The 16,370-nt window shown below is 68.7% G+C and carries 21 protein-coding genes and 1 riboswitch; of the genes, 10 read left to right on the top strand and 11 right to left on the bottom strand.

All coding sequences use genetic code 11. The features are described from left to right. Window positions 1-3 precede the first annotated feature (3 nt). On the top strand, window positions 4-333 hold the full coding sequence (locus ACQCX5_RS08180; RefSeq protein ID WP_434541537.1) for a VOC family protein: 330 nt from the start codon (window positions 4-6) through the stop codon (window positions 331-333). Here ACQCX5_RS08180 and ACQCX5_RS08175 read toward each other — a convergent pair whose 3' ends face one another. The 3 genes from ACQCX5_RS08175 to ACQCX5_RS08165 all read right to left on the bottom strand — a co-directional run bounded on the left by ACQCX5_RS08175 (window position 334) and on the right by ACQCX5_RS08165 (window position 3,204). After that, entirely contained in the window at window positions 334-1,182 is an 849-nt protein-coding gene (locus ACQCX5_RS08175; protein WP_434541536.1) for a sigma-70 family RNA polymerase sigma factor, read from the bottom strand. It abuts the gene before it with no gap. Beyond that, window positions 1,179-2,285, bottom strand: a complete 1,107-nt coding sequence (locus ACQCX5_RS08170) for an NAD(P)/FAD-dependent oxidoreductase (RefSeq protein ID WP_434541535.1) — start codon at window positions 2,283-2,285, stop codon at window positions 1,179-1,181. Before ACQCX5_RS08170 ends, ACQCX5_RS08175 begins: the two co-directional genes overlap by 4 nt. 193 nt (window positions 2,286-2,478) lie before the next feature. Continuing rightward, window positions 2,479-3,204, bottom strand: coding sequence for an alpha/beta fold hydrolase (locus tag ACQCX5_RS08165; RefSeq protein ID WP_434541534.1), 726 nt, complete (start codon window positions 3,202-3,204; stop codon window positions 2,479-2,481). A gap of 73 nt (window positions 3,205-3,277) precedes the next feature. Here ACQCX5_RS08165 and ACQCX5_RS08160 point away from each other — a divergent pair, with 73 nt between their 5' ends. Next, window positions 3,278-4,003 carry a helix-turn-helix transcriptional regulator gene (locus tag ACQCX5_RS08160; RefSeq protein WP_434541533.1) on the top strand — a complete coding sequence of 242 codons (726 nt, stop codon included), beginning with the start codon at window positions 3,278-3,280 and terminating at the stop codon, window positions 4,001-4,003. On the opposite strand, the gene ACQCX5_RS08155 is transcribed toward ACQCX5_RS08160, so the two are convergent. Continuing rightward, window positions 3,978-4,766, bottom strand: coding sequence for a ferritin-like domain-containing protein (locus ACQCX5_RS08155; RefSeq protein WP_434541532.1), 789 nt, complete (start codon window positions 4,764-4,766; stop codon window positions 3,978-3,980). The two genes, ACQCX5_RS08160 and ACQCX5_RS08155, sit on opposite strands and share 26 nt — an antisense overlap. Next, window positions 4,756-5,631, bottom strand: coding sequence for a hypothetical protein (locus ACQCX5_RS08150; RefSeq protein ID WP_434541531.1), 876 nt, complete (start codon window positions 5,629-5,631; stop codon window positions 4,756-4,758). Before ACQCX5_RS08150 ends, ACQCX5_RS08155 begins: the two co-directional genes overlap by 11 nt. Window positions 5,632-5,691: 60 nt before the next feature. Here ACQCX5_RS08150 and ACQCX5_RS08145 point away from each other — a divergent pair, with 60 nt between their 5' ends. The 7 genes from ACQCX5_RS08145 (at window position 5,692) to ACQCX5_RS08115 (ending at window position 10,351) form a co-directional block, all read left to right on the top strand. Beyond that, complete coding sequence (locus ACQCX5_RS08145; RefSeq protein ID WP_434541530.1) at window positions 5,692-6,396, top strand: TetR family transcriptional regulator; 705 nt, start codon at window positions 5,692-5,694, stop codon at window positions 6,394-6,396. Window positions 6,397-6,495: 99 nt separating this feature from the next. Further along, the gene (locus ACQCX5_RS08140; protein WP_434541529.1) at window positions 6,496-7,344 is read left to right on the top strand and encodes an aldo/keto reductase; all 849 of its coding nucleotides are present in this window, start codon (window positions 6,496-6,498) and stop codon (window positions 7,342-7,344) included. Between the two features lie 79 nt (window positions 7,345-7,423). Next, a complete protein-coding gene (locus ACQCX5_RS08135; protein WP_434541528.1) occupies window positions 7,424-8,020 on the top strand; it encodes a hypothetical protein in 597 nt (198 codons plus the stop codon). Beyond that, window positions 8,011-8,907 (top strand): hypothetical protein, encoded by an 897-nt coding sequence (locus ACQCX5_RS08130; protein WP_434541527.1) that lies wholly within the window; start codon window positions 8,011-8,013, stop codon window positions 8,905-8,907. The genes ACQCX5_RS08135 and ACQCX5_RS08130 overlap by 10 nt, the downstream gene beginning before the upstream one ends. 32 nt (window positions 8,908-8,939) lie before the next feature. Next, window positions 8,940-9,341, top strand: coding sequence for a (R)-mandelonitrile lyase (locus tag ACQCX5_RS08125; RefSeq protein WP_434541526.1), 402 nt, complete (start codon window positions 8,940-8,942; stop codon window positions 9,339-9,341). Between the two features lie 108 nt (window positions 9,342-9,449). Continuing rightward, entirely contained in the window at window positions 9,450-9,671 is a 222-nt protein-coding gene (locus tag ACQCX5_RS08120) for a hypothetical protein (protein WP_434541525.1), read from the top strand. Between the two features lie 2 nt (window positions 9,672-9,673). Then, window positions 9,674-10,351 carry a Crp/Fnr family transcriptional regulator gene (locus ACQCX5_RS08115; protein ID WP_434541524.1) on the top strand — a complete coding sequence of 226 codons (678 nt, stop codon included), beginning with the start codon at window positions 9,674-9,676 and terminating at the stop codon, window positions 10,349-10,351. Here ACQCX5_RS08115 and ACQCX5_RS08110 read toward each other — a convergent pair. The 4 genes from ACQCX5_RS08110 to ACQCX5_RS08095 all read right to left on the bottom strand — a co-directional run bounded on the left by ACQCX5_RS08110 (window position 10,250) and on the right by ACQCX5_RS08095 (window position 13,186). After that, the gene (locus tag ACQCX5_RS08110) at window positions 10,250-12,214 is read right to left on the bottom strand and encodes a heavy metal translocating P-type ATPase (RefSeq protein ID WP_434541523.1); all 1,965 of its coding nucleotides are present in this window, start codon (window positions 12,212-12,214) and stop codon (window positions 10,250-10,252) included. The two genes, ACQCX5_RS08115 and ACQCX5_RS08110, sit on opposite strands and share 102 nt — an antisense overlap. Window positions 12,215-12,219: 5 nt before the next feature. After that, a complete protein-coding gene (locus ACQCX5_RS08105; RefSeq protein WP_434541522.1) occupies window positions 12,220-12,453 on the bottom strand; it encodes a heavy-metal-associated domain-containing protein in 234 nt (77 codons plus the stop codon). 90 nt (window positions 12,454-12,543) lie between these two features. After that, on the bottom strand, window positions 12,544-12,870 hold the full coding sequence (locus tag ACQCX5_RS08100; RefSeq protein WP_434541521.1) for a DMT family transporter: 327 nt from the start codon (window positions 12,868-12,870) through the stop codon (window positions 12,544-12,546). A gap of 1 nt (window position 12,871) precedes the next feature. Beyond that, entirely contained in the window at window positions 12,872-13,186 is a 315-nt protein-coding gene (locus tag ACQCX5_RS08095; RefSeq protein ID WP_434541520.1) for a DMT family transporter, read from the bottom strand. Between the two features lie 13 nt (window positions 13,187-13,199). Then, window positions 13,200-13,261, bottom strand: a riboswitch (guanidine-III (ykkC-III) riboswitch). A gap of 86 nt (window positions 13,262-13,347) precedes the next feature. Between ACQCX5_RS08095 and ACQCX5_RS08090 the strand changes: the two genes are divergently transcribed. Further along, window positions 13,348-14,604 carry an APC family permease gene (locus ACQCX5_RS08090; RefSeq protein WP_434541519.1) on the top strand — a complete coding sequence of 419 codons (1,257 nt, stop codon included), beginning with the start codon at window positions 13,348-13,350 and terminating at the stop codon, window positions 14,602-14,604. 100 nt (window positions 14,605-14,704) lie between these two features. Here ACQCX5_RS08090 and ACQCX5_RS08085 read toward each other — a convergent pair whose 3' ends face one another. Continuing rightward, window positions 14,705-15,172, bottom strand: coding sequence for an SRPBCC family protein (locus ACQCX5_RS08085; RefSeq protein ID WP_434541518.1), 468 nt, complete (start codon window positions 15,170-15,172; stop codon window positions 14,705-14,707). Window positions 15,173-15,182: 10 nt separating this feature from the next. Then, window positions 15,183-16,334 carry a hypothetical protein gene (locus tag ACQCX5_RS08080; protein ID WP_434541517.1) on the bottom strand — a complete coding sequence of 384 codons (1,152 nt, stop codon included), beginning with the start codon at window positions 16,332-16,334 and terminating at the stop codon, window positions 15,183-15,185. Window positions 16,335-16,370 lie beyond the last annotated feature (36 nt).

Genomic DNA, 16,370 nt, shown 5'->3' with positions numbered 1-16,370 from the left:
ACCATGGCACTCCGCATCGGCTCCGTGGTCCTGAACGCCCGCAACCCCACCCGCGCCGCGTCCTTCTGGGCAGCCGCGCTGGACTACGCACCCAACCCGCACAACCCCGACTTCCTCGTCCCGTCCCACGGGGACGGCCCCGAACTGCACCTCGACGCCGACGACCGCACCCACCTCGACCTGCTGCCGCTGACCACCTCGACAATGGACGACGAGGTCGAACGGCTCATTGCCCTCGGCGCCAGCCGCGTCGAGTGGACCTATCCAGAAGGCGCCGACTTCGTGGTGCTCAGCGACACCGAGGGGAACCTGTTCTGCGTCCTGCAGACCTGATCACCCCACCGCCGCCAGCGCCACCCGCGCCGCCGCCAACTTGTCCGGGTTCCTGACGATCCGCAGCGCCACGATCCGTCCCGACTCCACGCCCGCCCAGTGCACCTGGTCGAGTTCGCCGTCCAGCAACACCGCCAACGCCGTGGCCCGGTTGAGTTCCAGCGGAACCACCCCCACGCGTCCCTCGAACTGCTTCGACAGCCCGGCCAGGAACCGTGCCACCTTGTCAGCGCCGACCACCGGCCGCCGGGCCGAGCTGACCTTGCCGCCGCCATCGGTGACCAGGGTGACGTCCGCGGCCAGCAGCGCCACCAACCCGTCCACGTCACCCTGCACCGCGGCCGCCGCGAACCTCTCGACCAGCACGCGTGCGTCCGCGTCGGTGTGGTCGAACCGTGGACGCCGCGCCGCCGCAGCAGACCTGGCCCGGCTCGCCGCCTGGCGCACCGCCGAGTTCGAGCGGCCCAGCATGTCCGCGACCTCGTCGAACGAGAAGTCGAAGACATCGTGCAGCAGCAGCGCCGCCCGCTCAAGGGCAGAGAGCGAATCGAGGGCCACCATCAGCGCGATCTCGACCTCTTCGGCATCGGCGACCGCGTCATCGGCGCCGGGGCCGGTCGAGATCGGTTCCGGCAACCACGCCCCGATGTAGTCGACACGTGCACGGCGTTGCCTGTCGATGGCGAGGTTTGTCGTGGCACGGGCCAGCAGGGCGCGCTCGTCCCGCACCGCCTCGGTCTGCAGCACCCGCAGCATCGCCTCCTGGGCGATCTCTTCGGCGTCGGACCATGAGCCGGTGATGTCATAGGCGAGCCGCACGGCCAGGCCGCGGTGCTCGGCGAGGCTCATGCGGTCACCGTACCCCGCGGAGCACCCGGCCAGAAGTACATGCGCCCCATCGTGAACGGCGCCAGCCCCGCATAGGTGCTGATCGCCTCTTTCATCAGCACGGCTGCCCGGCCGCCCAGCCACCAGTTCGCGAGCCGGTCGTCGCGCCCGACGAACTGCACCACCGCCTCACGTCGTCCAAGGCTGATGCAGCGGAACAGGAAGCCCACATTCACCAGCCTCAACGCCCGCCCCGACAGCTCCGCCCGGATGCGGTCGGCCGCACTCGCGCCCAGCGGCGTCGCCGAGGCGCAGCCCTCGCGCAGCCACGGCAGGCCATCCACTGCGATGGCATCGCCGGCACCAAACACGCCGGGCACCGGGTCGCCGTCGGCGCCGAGCACCCGCAGGTAGCGGTCGGTGCGAATGCGCCCGGTCGCATCCAGCGCGAGACCACTCGCCTCGCCGAGGGGTTCGGGACGCAGGCCGGTCTGGTCGACCACGATGTCAGAACCCATCGGCCCATCAACCACCTGGACACCCAGCCCGTCGAGCACCCGGCGCACGTGCGCGGCAGCCGCAGGCAGCAGGCCACCGCCCACCGGCTCGCGCGCGACCAGCCGCACCCGCAACTGCGGCCGGGACTCGGCCAGTTCAGTCGCCAACTCGAGCCCGGTCAGCCCCGCGCCGACGACCGCGACGGTCGTTCCGGGGGCGGCGGATTCGAGACGGCCGCGCAGGTCGAGCGCCCCTTCGAGGGTGTCCATCGACCCCGGCCGCGCGGCTGCTCGTCCATGGGCGAGCAGGATGTGCCCGGCGCGCACCTGACCGCCGTCAGCCAGGTGCACGACCCCCGGTTCGATGCGGGTGGCTCTGGCCCGGGTGTGGACGACGCGCCGGTCGAGCGCGCGTCCGAGTGGTCTGGCGGTGCGCGTCACAGCGCGGGTGCCGGCGGTCAGCTGGTGCAGGCGGATGCGGTCGACGGTTGTCGTCCGCGGGTCAACCAGCCGCACCCGCGCGTGCGGGGCGAGGCGGTTGGCAGCCATGAGCCCGGCATAGCCGGCTCCGATCACGATCACGTCATCCATGCCCATACGACGGATAGGCGGGGGCAGATGTGACATGGGCTGGCCCCTGAAGCCGCCCATGCCACAGCAGCGTGCATCGACCGGGCCAAAACGGCCGGAAAAGGGCCCTGATGCTCCGGTCGATGCACGCTGCTGGGAAAGGACGCGAGGGCGGGGTGTGGCAGGTCGCCCATCGCCCCGGTGACGCCTACACCGCCCCGGGCGGCCGCAGGGTGTAGAGCCGCAGCGCTCAGGCAGTCGCCGCCGCCCGGACGACCTCCGCGAGGTCACGCGGCCGGCTCCACATGGGCCAGTGCCCCGTGGGCAGGTCGATGACCTCGACGTCTTCGAGCTTCGCGACCTCGGCAAACATAGGGTGACCAGCCTGCGCCAGCCCCAGCACCTGCTCACCCGGGATCGAGCAGCACACGAGCGTCGTCGGCACACCGTGGCGGGCGTCGTTCACCAGCTCAACGGGCTGCCGGAGCACTGCAGCCGGCTGCGGCACGGCCTGCTGCCGGAATCGGTCGAGCGCCTCGTCGTCCAGGCCCTCGAGGCTCGCCTGCTGACCCAGGTCGTCGAACGGCGGCAGGGGCAGTTCGTCGACCTCATCCGCCAGGTCGGCGGCGAACACGCTGCCAGCCGCCACGGGGCCGGAATCAACCCAGACGACTCGTGAGACCAGCTCGGGGTGCCGGTCGAGGACGAGGCTGGCGGGGGCATTGGCGCCGCTGTGCGCGACGAGAACCACGGGTTGGTCGCCCTGCTCGTCGATGGCATCCAGGATCGCTGCCGCCTGGTCGTCGAGGGTCTTCGCCGTGCGGTGTGCATCGTCCCCGTCGAGACCGGGCAGGGTCAGGGCGACTGCCCGGGTGTGGTCGGTGGTGAGGTGGTCCAGGGTTTCGTCCCACGCCCAAGCCCCCAGCCAGTGGCCGGCGACAAGGACGACGGTCGGGCTGCTCATAGAAGTTGTCATGTGACGAGGTTCCCAGTCCGGATGGACAGCGGCATGTCACCATTTATGGCATGAATGCGTCGAGGGTTGACCAGTGAAGCGCGCCGAACGCCTGCACGCCCTGTCCGAGGTGTTGCGACGCAGCGGCACCCGAGGCATCTCGGCAGAACGGTTGGCGCGCGAATTCGAGGTGTCCGTGCGAACCGTCAAGCGGGACCTCGCAGCGCTCGAGAACTCCGGCGCCCCGATCTGGTCCCGCCCCGGCCCGGGCGGTGGGTACGGGCTTGCCAAGGGCGCGTCGCTGCCGCCCGTCACCCTGTCCCCGGCGCAGGCCGTCGCATTGTTGGCAGCCGTGTCTGCTGCACCTGACGCCCCCTATTCCGACCTGGCTGCGGCCGGCATCCGGAAAATCATGGATGTCCTCGATCCCAGGACCCGGTCGCGGGCCGAAGAACTGGGCCACCGGGTCTGGGTCGATGCGCCACCTTCCCCCTCGCGCGCCGTCAGGTCCGCGCTCGAGCAGGCGATGGCCGAGCAGCGGGTGGTTCGCCTCCGCTACACCTCCCGGGTCGGCACCACGACCACCCGTGACGTCGAGCCGGTGCTGTTCGCCTGCACGAGCGGCAGGTGGTACCTGATCGGGTGGTGCCGCCTGCGCGATGCGATGCGGTGGTTCGCCGTGTCGAACATCGAACGGGCCAGCGTCACCACGAGTGCCTGCAGCGGGCACACCATCGACGAGGTGGGGCAGCCCCCAGTAAACGCCAGACCGGTGCAGGGTCACCACGAATGGGTCAGATCGCCACGCCCAGCTTCGTGAACGCCGTCCGGAAGATCTGCACACCCTCGAGACCGGGCATGCGCGAGACCGACTGGTCGAGCTTGTCGAGAGCCTCACCCTGCCCGGTGAACAGGTAGCCCATCACGTAGCGCACCTCTTCTTCGCCCATGATGCTCGAGCCGACGGGGCGCCACGCCGCCGTCGTGATCGTGCGCACCAGCTTCTGCGCCTTGGGCGAGCGTTCCAGCGCGGCTCGCGCCTGCGTGGTGTAGAACGCGACGTGGCGGGTCTCCTGCTGGGCGATGCGCTTGAGCAGGGGCGACAGCGTGGGGTGGTCCATCATCTCGGCGAGCCGGCGATAGGCCGCCACCGCCGACAGCTCGTTCGCGGCCCCCCAGGTCATGTGCACGGCGATGAAATCGTCGCCGACCAGGTTCGACAGCGCCGACTGCTTGCTCGACCCGAGGGCCTCGCTCCAGCCGAGCTTGACCCGCTTGGCCTTCAGTTCGTCATAGTCGACCGTGATGTCGTGCCTCTTCAGCACCGCGGCCAGGGCCTCACCGTGCCAGAACTCCTCGCGGTTCCAGGTGGTCATGAACCCGTTGACGTCGTCCTTGCGGTGCGAACGGGTGACCAGCAGGTCACGCAGGTAGCACGAGGTGTGGTACTCGACGTCGCACATGTAGCGCAGCACGCGCAGGGTGTCGGCGTCGAGGGGTTGGCGGTCGAATTCGTCGAAGTCCAGGTCGCTGAACTGGACCGCCTCGGATGTCTCGGCGAAGTTCTGCAGGTCAAAGGCCATTGTGCTTCCTCCACAGTCGCAGGCCTCGGGTGGGGGCGGGCGCGGGCCCGCCGTCGCGATCGGTGCCGGGGACGAGGCCGATGCCCCGCAGCAGATCGAGGGTGGGGCGCTGGGCATCGTCAAGCCGCTGCCTGGCGGCGTCGGTCAACAAAATGTTCGCCAGGGCGCGCGGCTCGTCCGGGTCGGGCACGCCGACGATGCGCAGCGGCTGCCAGCCGACCAGCGCCAGCCGGGCCATCGTCCGTTCCCGGGGTGAGCGGGCAATCCGGGCGGATGCCTCGCGATGGTAGAAGTCGACGAAGGTCTGGCGGCGCTCGACGATCAACTCGACGACGCGGCGTGCCTCGCCCTCGAGTCGTGGTGCCAGTTCGGCATAGGCGGCCTGCAGGCTCGCCTCTTGCAGCGCCATCCGAATCATGTGCCCGGCCGTGAACGCCTCGCCGATGGTGGTCGCGACCGGCGGCACCGTCAGGGGCATGAGGCGCTCGACCCAGACCCCGCGCAGCCTGGCTGCCAGATGGTCGTGGTCACGGGGTTCGGTCGGCACCCCCGCGGAGTCGAGCACGTCCTTGACGGCCTGCGCGAGCCACATGCGCTCATAGGCCCAGGTCGCGATGAAGGCCGTGATGCGGGCCTCGTTGCCGGTCCAGGCAGCGAGCATGGCACGGGTCTCGGACAGCCCCGCAGTGTCGAGGCGCCACAGGAACGCCAGGTCGGCGGCGGTGATGTCGTCGGGGGCCGCTGCGGCGACCGCGTCACCGTCGACGCCGATGCGACCACGCGCATTGCGGGAATAGGAGTCGACGTCGAAGTCGGTGAACAGCACGTTGCCGCGCTCTGCGTCCGAGAAGACACGTGTGGGCATGGCCCGGATGCTACGGAAGGGCGCTGGCGATTTCCACGCTGTAGAAATTAGACTGGGGCAATGCAGGTGCCGCACAGTCCGGACGACGTCCATGGCGCAGCCGGTGGGGAAACGGGTGTGGAAATGGCCGCCGCCAACGTCCGCGGCCCACGCGGCCCACGCGGTGAGGTCCGCGAACGCATTCGGGCAGCAGCGCACCGGGCATTCAGCGCCGAGGGCTACGCATCGGTGACGGTGCGCCAGATCGCCGGGCTGGCAGAGTGCGACCCGGCGATGATCCGCTACTACTTCGGCTCGAAACAGCAGTTGTTCCGGGCCTGCTTCGACCTGCCTGTCGACCCGGCCGTGGAATTCCTCGACCTGCTGCTGCCCGACCCCGGGCATGCGGGGGAGCGCATCGTCCGGCATGCCCTTGAGCTCTACGACGACCCGTCGACGGGCGAGACGATGGCCTCGATGATGCGCGCACTGGTCACGGATGCAGCGACATCGCAGCGGTTCCGCGGCTACATCCACGAGGCGCTGCACGAGCACGTGGCCTCACGAGTGGGTCGCAGCAGGCATGCGGCGGTGCAGGTCGAACTGGCCATGGCACAACTGCTGGGCATGGTGACGATGCGTTACGTGGTCGGGCTCGAGCCGCTGGCCTCGATGCCGCGCGAGCAGGTCGTGGCTGAACTGGCACCGGTCATCCAGCACCGGATTGACCGCGCGTTGGGCATGCGTGAGGGGCTGCGCCGCCCGCGCGGGCGCCGCCGGCGCTGAGGAGGGACCACGTCATCCCGGGATGTAGTCGTCCTCTTTTGCAGGGGTGAGAGCGGGTACATGCTGGATCGTGACGAGACATCGAAGGGACCACCCCACATGACACAGACCTACACACTCTCGAACGGCGTGACGATTCCGCAGGTCGGGTTCGGCACCTGGTTCATCGAGGACGAGGCAGCCGCCGGGCTGGTGCGCGAGGCCATCGCCGCCGGCTACCGCAACATCGACACTGCCCAGGCCTACGGCAACGAGCGCGGCGTCGGTGAGGGCGTGCGCACCAGCGGCGTGGCACGCGACGACCTGTTCGTCTCGACCAAGCTGGCCGCCGAGATCAAGGACTACAATGAGGCCACCGCGGCGATTGATGAGTCGCTGGCGAAGCTCGGGCTCGACCACGTCGACCTGTTCCTGATCCACAGCCCGCAGCCGTGGGCCGACTTCCGCGGTGGTGACTACGCCGAGGGCAACCGCGAGGCGTGGCGTGCGCTCGAGGATGCCTACAAGGCTGGCAAGGCGCGGGCCATCGGCGTCTCGAACTTCGAACAGGCCGACATCGAGAACATCCTGGAGTCGTCCACCGTGGCACCGCAGGTGAACCAGCTGCTGGTGCACGTGGGCAATACCCCGTCCGACCTGATCGAATACTGCCGCGACAAGGACATCCTCGTGCAGGCATACTCGCCGATCGCCCATGGGGAAATTCTGGGCAACCCGCAGCTGGTGGCGATGGCGCAGCGTTACGGGGTGAGCGTGCCGCAGCTGTCGCTGCGCTACACGCTGCAGCTGGGCACCCAGCCGCTGCCGAAGACGACCAATCCCGAGCACATGCGCAGCAACCTCGAGCTCGACTTCGTGATCTCGGACGAGGACATGGCCGCGCTCGAACACCTCGACGCCAAGGACTACGGCGAGCACAGCGCGTTCCCGGTGTTCAGCGGCAAGTAGCCGGGGACGGGGGCGGGAGTTATCCACAGAGTGGTTGGCGGCGCCCTGGTGTGGCCCCCTCAGCGGTAAGGATAACCGCGTGAACCGAACTGCCCTCGTCGCGGCTGTGACTGCGGCCGCCATGCTGTTGGCCGCGTGTCAACCCTCAGACACTGAACAGACCCCCGGCCCCACGGTGTCACCGATCCTGCAGACGACGTCGTCGACGCCGAGCCGGAGCACCCCGAGCGTGAGCAGCAGCCCGCCACCGACCGCGGACGCGGCGTTGCTGGCTGAGGCGACGAAAGCCCTCGAAGTGGGCTTTGATCTGGAGTCGAGCTTGGGCCATTCAGGCGGATTGCCCGTGGGGGTGCCACTGCCTGACGAGTTCAAGCGGGTGATGATGGGCCGGGCGCTCGACCTCGAATTGAGCTTGATGCGCAACACCTGGGAGGAGAAGGTCAAACACAAGTCCGGACAGGCCAAGCAATACGGCGTCCGAGCGGTGTCCCTCGAGCGCGATGGTTCACTCATTGCCCTGAACTCATGTCGTGACGGGCGAGGAGTCACCTTTGAGCGTGCGGGGGAGCAGTTCAAGGGAGTCCTGATCCAGCACACCTCCTACTACAAACGCGACTCTGACGGCAGGGTCAAGATGTTCACCTGGGTGAGCGAAGAGGTGGACTCATGCGCCTGATGGCATTGATGCTGGCGGCCGTTCTCGTGCTGTCCCTCGTCCCTCTACATGCGCGGGCAGAGGGGGCGGACGACGAGGGTGGAGCGTCCTATTGGGGTACCAAGGCCACCAACCGCGACGATGGTGCCGAGATCACCGCCCACCTCAAGCTCAAGGACACCACCGGCAACAACCCCGACACCGACTCAACCCGCCACAACACGGTCAATGGCAAGACTGCTGCCGAACTCGACGCCGACCTGCAGCGGTATTACGCCGAACTGGCCGCCCGGTGTCGCTTCATGTTCGTCGATACCCAGTCCAAGGCCGCGCTGGCCACCGACGGCGCGATCCTGGTGCGCAACACCTACATGCGCCAGTGCCTCGACCCCAGCTCGACCAACTGGAACCTGCCGCCGAATCCGCCACCCAACCCAGCTGTGCTCGGCGCCGAGGCCGTGGCCCGGCTGCACATCCCCAACCCTGAGATCCAGATCGGCCCCGACCCGTCCCGCAACCGCTGGAAGTCGGCGTTCGTCGGCTACCCGCTGTGGATCTCCACGCCGGGCGAGGCGCAGTTCCAGGCCTCCGCGAGCGTGCGCGGCCACATCGTGGCCCTGACGGCCCGCCGCGTCATGACCCGGATCGGCATGGGCGATGGCACGGTGCTCAGCTGTGCGACCACCACCCAGTGGAGGCCCGCAGTGACCCCCGAGATGCACTCACCGACGTGCGGCCACGTCTACCAGGAGCCGTCGACACCGGGCTCCTACCGCCTGCGTGCGGTCGAATCCTGGCAGGTCACCTGGGCCGTGCTGGGCCAGTCCGGCACGATTCCGGTGACCGTCGGCTCGTCACGTGCGTTGCGAGTGGGCGAGCTCAGCGCCGTCCTCGTGCCCGAACCCTGACCGGGACGCCACAACCGGCATAGCCTGAGCCCATGAAGATCGTCGACCCCACACCTACTGTGAAAAACCCGCCGGACTACTTCACCGGCGACGTCTGGCTCGACCCCATCGCCACCCCACAAGAGGGCGACCAGCGCATGAACGTGCTCAACGTCCGCTTCGCCCCCGGTGCGCGCACTGCCTGGCATTCCCATGACCGCGGCCAGACCCTGCACGTCACCACCGGCGTGGCCTGGATGCAGTTTCGCGGCGGCCAGGTTTTCGAGGTGCAGACCGGCCAGACCGTCTACATCCCGCCGGGTCAGGAACACTGGCACGGCGCGGCTCCCGACCGGTTCATGGTGCACCTGGCCATGCACGAGAACGCGGACGACCCCGCCGCGACCACCACCTGGCTCGAGCATGTCACCGACGAGGAATACCGCCTCAGCTAACTCTTCGCATTGACCCATTGCCGGGCCCAATTCGTGGGGCTCCTGGCGAGCGGCAGCAACAGCCGGGTGGCTACACGGTGGTGGTGGTCGGCTGAGTAGGATCGCGGTGTGAAGAAGACCGCGACCGTGCTGGTGAGCCTGCTGGCCTGCTTCATGGTCGCGACCCTTGCCATCGCGATCTGGCAGCCCTCGGGCTGGGGCCCTTGGTGGATGGTGCCGTTGGGCTTCGGGTTCGTGACCCTCATCGTCGGGTTCCGGGTGCTGCTGCAACGCGCCGAGGACCGCACCCGCCGACTCGACGCCGAACTCGACCGCCTCGAAAACTCATGACCATGGACGACCTGTGCGTGGCACGCGTGCCGCTGTTCCAGGGCCTGAGCCGCGACGACCAGCTCGAGGTCGCCCACGTTGCGCATCCGACGGCGCTGGCCAAGGGTGAACAGGTCTATGCGGCCGGCTCGTCGCAGGCCCAGCTGATGGTCGTGCACACCGGCAAGCTCAAGATCTCACGCATCGACGCCGAAGGTCGCGAGCAGGTGCTGCGGGTGCTCGGCCCCGGCGACTTCTTCGGCGAATCGGCGTTCCTGACCGGCGCATCGCCTGACCATTTCGCCGCTGCGCTCGAGTCGGGCAGCATGTGCGTGTTCCGCCATTCCGACCTGGACCGGCTGGTCAGCACCTACCCGTCGATCGGCTTCAGGATGCTGCAGAGCGTCAGCGAACGACTCGCCCAGACAGAGGGACGGTTGGCGTCCCTGCTGTCGGGCGATGTCGGTTCGCGTCTGGCCGACTACCTGTTGTCGCTGCCGGTGAAGCGGGGCGCATCAGGCACGGTCGTCGAGTTGCCGCTGGCGAAGAAGGACGTCGCCTCGCTGCTCGACACCACCCCCGAAACGCTGAGCCGCCAGCTACGACGACTGCAGGGCTCGGGCGTCATCGAGGTCGGCGCCGGCCGCAGCATCACGCTGCTCGACATCGACGCGCTGCTCGAGTTGTCGGCGGCGGGCTGACCCGGCAGGCGTGCGGCGCAGCAGCCGCATGGCGTTGACGATCACCACCAGCACCGAGGCCTCGTGCACCAGCATGCCGATCGCCATCGTGACGCCGCCGAACAACACCCCGGCCAGCAGTGCCGCCACCGTCACCAGAGCCACGGTGATGTTCTGGCGCATGTTGTTCACCGTGCGCCTGGCCAGCGAGATCGCCTGCGGCAGCTTGAGCAGGTCATCGGCCATGAGGGCGATGTCGGCAGTCTCGATCGCCACACCGGTGCCGGCGGCGCCCATGGCCACGCCGATGTCGGCGGTCGCGAGTGCGGGGGCGTCGTTGACGCCGTCACCGACCATGGCCACCGTGTGCCCCTGGCGCTGCAGCTCTTGCACCGCCTCGAGCTTCTGTTCGGGCAGCAGCGCTGCCCGCACCTCGTCGACCCCCACCGCATCGCCGACGGCGTTGGCCACCGGTGCGATGTCGCCCGTGAGCATGACGACCTTCTTCACACCGACCGCATGCAGCCGGCGCACCATCTCGGCCGCGTTGTCGCGGATGCGGTCCGCCACCGCCACCACACCCACCACCCGGCCGTCGCGTGAGACCGCCATGGGTGTGCGGCCGCGGGCGGCGAGTTCGTTGATGAGCGTCGCGGCGCGGTCGGTGGCGTCGCCGGACGACATCAGCGCCAGGTTGCCGACGGCAATGCTGTGCCCGTCGAGCGTGGCAATGATGCCCTTGCCGGGCACGGGTTCGGTGTGCTCGGGCAGTCCCGTGACGTCGAGCCCGCGGGCCACGGCGGCAGCGATGATCGGACGGGCCAGGGGGTGTTCAGACCCGGCCTCGGCGCGGGCCGCCAGCTGCAGCAGGTCGTTCGCCGTCAGGCCCTCGTCGAGGGGGACCACATCGGTCAGCTCAGGTCGTCCCTCGGTGAGGGTGCCGGTCTTGTCGAGCGCGACGACGTCGATCTTCGCCGAGGTCTCGAGGAACTCACCGCCCTTGATGAGGATGCCGTCACGCGCGCCTCGTCCGATGCCGGCCACGATCGAGACCGGGATCGAGATGACCAGCGCACCGGGGCAGCCGATCACGAGCAACGTGAGGGCCAGCACCACATCGCGGGTCGCCAGGCCCACGACCAGCGCGAGCACCATGATGCCGGGCGTGTACCAGGCCGAGAACTTCTCCATGAAGGTCTGGGTGCGGGCCTTGGCGTCCTGGGCTTCTTCGACGCGGTGGATGATGCGGGCCAACGTCGTGTCGGCACCGACCCCGTCGGCGCGCACCTGCAGCAGGCCGCCCGTCGAGATCGTGCCGGCAAAGACGGTGTCGCCCGCCGACTTCTCGACCGGTATCGACTCGCCGGTGATCGAGGCTTCGTCCAGGGCGCCCGCGCCGGCGATGACCTCGCCGTCGACGGGCACCTTGGCGCCGTTCTTGACCAGGACGGTCTCGCCGGGGGTGACGGCGGAAGCGGGCACCTCGACCTGCTGGCCATCGCGCAGCACGATGGCGACCTCGGGGGCGACGGCGACCAGTTCGGCCAGGGCCGAGCGGGTCTTGTTCAACGTCGCCTGCTCGAGCGCGTGACCGATCGCGAACAAAAAGGTGACGGCAGCCGCCTCCCAGTAGTTGCGGACGAGCACCGCGCCGATGGCCGCGACCGAGACAAGCAGGTCGATGCCGATCACGCGATTGCGCAGCGCGCGGACCGCCTTGACCACGACGGGGGTGCCGGCCACGACCGCCGCGGCGATCATGAACAGGTCACCCCACAGCGGGGCCTTCAACAGGTGGGTGAGGGCGAGCGAGACGACGATCGCCGCACCCGAGACCGCTGGGATGCCCCAGCGGCCGTGCAACCACGTGTGCATTCTGGTCATGATCGTCAGAAAGCCGCAGGCTTCGAGGGGTAGCCCTCTTTGGCGACGGCGGCCACCAGGTCATCGACCGAGGTGGCGGCCGGGTCGTGGTCGACCTCGATGCGACCTGAGGCGAAGTGCACCTTGGCGGCGCTGACGCCGGGCATGCGGGTGACGGCCTTTTCGATCTTGGCGACGCACGAGGGGCATGAGAAGCCCTCGGCGCGCAGGGTGGTGTGGGTGGGGTTCGTGGTGGTCATGTCATGTCCCTTTCGGTGAGGTCCCTGCCCTTGTGGGCTGGGTGATGACTCCACCGTAGGAAGATCGGCGACCGAACTCCTTGACCTGGGTCAAGCCTCGGGGTCCTCAACCAGTTTCAGGCCGACGACCGCCGCGATGATGCCGGTGATGAACACGATCTTCCAGACCGAGGCCGATTCGGCACCGGTGGCCATGGCCCAGATGACGGTCAGCGCGCCGCCGGTGCCAGTCCAGACCGCATAGGCCGTGCCGATCGGGATCTTCTTCACCGCCCAGCCCAGCCCCAGCATCGAGGCCACCGCGGCGACGAAGAACACGGCGGTCGGCCCGGGCTCGCGGAAGCCGTTCGATTGGCCCAGCGCCGTGGCCCAAACCGCCTCCATGACGGCGCTGGCCAGCAGGATGATCCATGCCATGTCAGGACACCACCTTCAGGCCGACGACGGAACCGACGAGCAGCACCAGCAGCGCCACCTTGGCCCACGACGCCTTCTCGGCGCCCGAGACGATGCCCCAGATGACGGTGAGACTTGCACCGATGCCGACCCAGACCGCATACGCGGTGCCAGTGGGCAGTGAGGTCATCGCCCAGGCGAGGCCCGCCATGCTCGCCACGAGGGCGACGACGAACAGCACGGTGGGGCGCCAGCGTGTGAACCCCTGGGAGGCGGCCAGTGCCGAGGCCCACACGGCCTCCAGGCATCCGGACAACACGAGCACAATCCACGCCATGACAAGCAACTCCTTCGAGTCAGTCTTGTCCTGTGCGGGTACTGCTCCCTCGTCCGCGAACCACGCCGGTCAGATGGGTGGTTCTGGATTCAACGGTAACAAATGGGGTGGAGGTGGGCCAGTTCACCTGTTGGCAACCCGGGCCCGCTAGCGTCGCGGCCGTGACCTCTTCTGCGCTGGAGCGCCGCCTGGGCCTGACCGATGCCATCACCATTGGGGTGGGTTCCATGGTCGGCGCCGGAGTTTTCGCCGTGTTCGCCCCGGCGGCGGCCGCGGCCGGCTCGGGGCTGTTGGTCGCCCTGCTGCTTGCGGCGATCGTGGCTTTCTGCAATGCGACGTCGTCGGCGCAGCTGGCCGCGGTCTACCCGGTGGCGGGCGGTTCGTATGCCTATGGACGCGCCGAACTTGGGGAGTGGTGGGGCTTCGCCGCGGGCTGGTGCTTCGTCATTGGCAAGACGGCCTCGGTGGCGGCGATGGCGCTGACGTTCTCGGCGTACCTGACCGATGACCGGTGGCTGCAGCGGGCGCTGGCCGTGGCCGCGGTGGTCGCGCTGGCCGCCATCAACTACCGCGGCGTCACGCGCACCGCCCGTGCCACCCGGGTGATCGTCGCGATCGTCCTGACGGTGCTGGTCGCGTGGACGATCACCAACCTGGCCGCCGGTGGCACGCACCACCTGCCCTCGTTCGAACTGGACGCCGGGGCGCTCGGCATCTTCCAGGCCGCCGGGCTGCTGTTCTTCGCGTTCGCGGGCTATGCACGCATCGCCACCATGGGCGAAGAGGTCACCGATCCGGCCCGCACGATTCCCAGGGCGATCATCGGGGCACTGGGCATTGCGCTGGTGATCTATGTGGTCGTGGCGCTGACCTTGATTGACCGGCTGGGTGTCGAGACCCTGGCCCACAGCTCGCGGCCGCTGCATGACGCCGCCCGCGCCATGGACTCGTCCGGTGTGCTGGTCTGGTTCGTCGCTGCTGCGGCGGCGTTGGCATGTCTGGGCGCGATGCTGAACCTGATGACGGGCATCGGTCGGACGAGCATGGCGATGGCGCGCGAGCGCGACCTGCCGGCCTGGCTGGCCGTGACCCACCCGAAGTACAAGGTGCCGCACCGGGCCGAGATCATCCTGGCGGTGGTGGTGTGCGTGCTCGTGCTGTTCGGCGGGCTGCGTGACGTGATCAGCTTCTCGAGCTTCGGGGTGCTGCTCTATTACACGGTGGCGAACCTGGCGGCGCTGAAGCAGACGCAGGGGCGGCGCTTTCCGAAGTGGCTGCAGGTGCTCGGGCTGGTGTTGTGCCTGGCGCTGGTCGCGACGCTGACCTGGACGGTGCTGGTGACTGGTGTCGTGGTGCTGGCCATTGGGCTGGTCGGTCGCAAACTGCTGCGCCGGCCGGATGGTGCCGGCGCCAGCTGAGCCTTCCAGCGGCGGCCCATGCTCACATTGCCCCTGAATGCAACAGTTGCCCTAGCGCCGGCGCTAGGGCAACTGTTGCATTCAGGGGCAATTCCACCCCTCAGCCCTCGACCAGCGCCTTCACCCGCTGCAGCGACGCCATCAGGTTCGCCTCACCGATCGTCCTGGCCTCGTCGAACAGCGACTCATCGGTCAGCGCCGCCCACGAATACGTGTGCGTCACCCGGGTCTGCGCCAGCCCATCGGCCCCGGCAGCCAGCGGGTCGCATTCCCAGCGCCACAAGAACCCGAACGGCTCACCACCGACGGGGCAGGGCATCCAGGCCACCAGTCGACCGGCGTCGAATTCCACCACCCGGTTCTCGCGCACCTTGCCATTGCTGTTCAGCATCAGGAACGACCCACCTGCCGCTGCAATGACACCACCATCACCCTGCACCTGCGAGGTGTTGCCATTGCCATCCATCAGCGGATGTTTCGCCGGGTCTGCCACCACCGCGAACACCTCTTCGGCCGCAGCCGCGACCACCAGCCCCGCGCTGACCGTGCGCACGTCGTCCACCATCATCATCACCCCATCAGTTCGGCAGCTGCCGGTGCATGGTCACCTGCGCCATGCCCGCGATGATCAACAGCACGCCCACCACCAGCATCGTCCACAGCACGGGTTCGGGCAGGGGGGTGGTTGACGTCGCGACCACCTCCATCGGCACGTTCGGGCCCAGTGCAGGGTCGACGTTGCCATAGGTCTGCGCGATGAGCTGGTAGGGGATCACAGCTGTTGTCTCCTTGTCAGTGGCCATCGTGACCACCACCGTGTACTGGCCCGCCCAGCGGTCCTGGGCATACTGCACCGGGTCGAGGGTGAGGTCGGCACCGCCCGTGCCGCTTGATCGAAACACCTGCTGGAAGCTGCTGGCCGCGCCCGTCGGGCCGACCAGCGTGATGCCCGCGGTCACCTTGGTCTCGGCCAACTGCTGTTCGACGCTTGGCGACGGCCTGGGCAACACCAGCTTCACGACCAGCCCCTGACCCCACTGCACGGGGATGCCGTAGGTCTGGGTGCCGCCGCTGCCGATCTCACCACTGACGGTGCGCCCCGAGGTCAGGTTCCCGGCATCGGACAACCATGCCCCGGGTGTGCCCACCGAACTCTCACCCACGTTCACCGTGGGAGCCTCGGCCTCGGTCGTCGGCCAGTCCTTCTTCTCGACACCGGCAACCTTGGTGAGTCGCAGCCGTGCCGTCAGGGTCTCGCTGCCGCCATCGCTGCGTCGCAGGGTCAACACCAGTCGCTGCGCCTCGAGGCACGTGTCGGAGCCGGCCGTCGAGGCCACCTGCGCCGACAGCAGCGCCGCGCTCATCACCGAATACAGCGTCGCCCTGCCGCTGTCACAGCGGTTGCCGGCGGTGTCCTCGAGCTGCAGTTCGAAGCCGTCCTTGGCGGTGCCGGCCGGCACCGGAACATTCACAGCAGCGACGACATCCTCACCCGGTTCTCGCTCGATGACATAGGTGCGCACCCCGGCGTCAGTGCCTTCGGCGCCGAGTTCGTCCCACGCGTCACCGGACGAGAGCACGGGCGCGCCCGTGGAAATGCTGGTGCCCTGCACGCGCGGGCCAACGGCGTCGGGCTGGCTGGGCGCAGCACCGCTGCAGCCGGTTGCTGTCAGCATCATCGCCACCACGGCCGCGGCCAGGGCCTTGGTCGACAGACGGGGTGCGCGCATGACCTGAGTCTAGACACAGCGTCCGGCCACCAGCCG

The sequence above is a fragment of the Aestuariimicrobium sp. G57 genome (genome assembly GCF_050110855.1).
Taxonomy (GTDB): Bacteria; Actinomycetota; Actinomycetes; order Propionibacteriales; family Propionibacteriaceae; genus Aestuariimicrobium.
The sequence above is the reverse complement of the archived record's forward strand: the minus strand, read 5'-3'. Positions and strand labels throughout refer to the sequence as shown.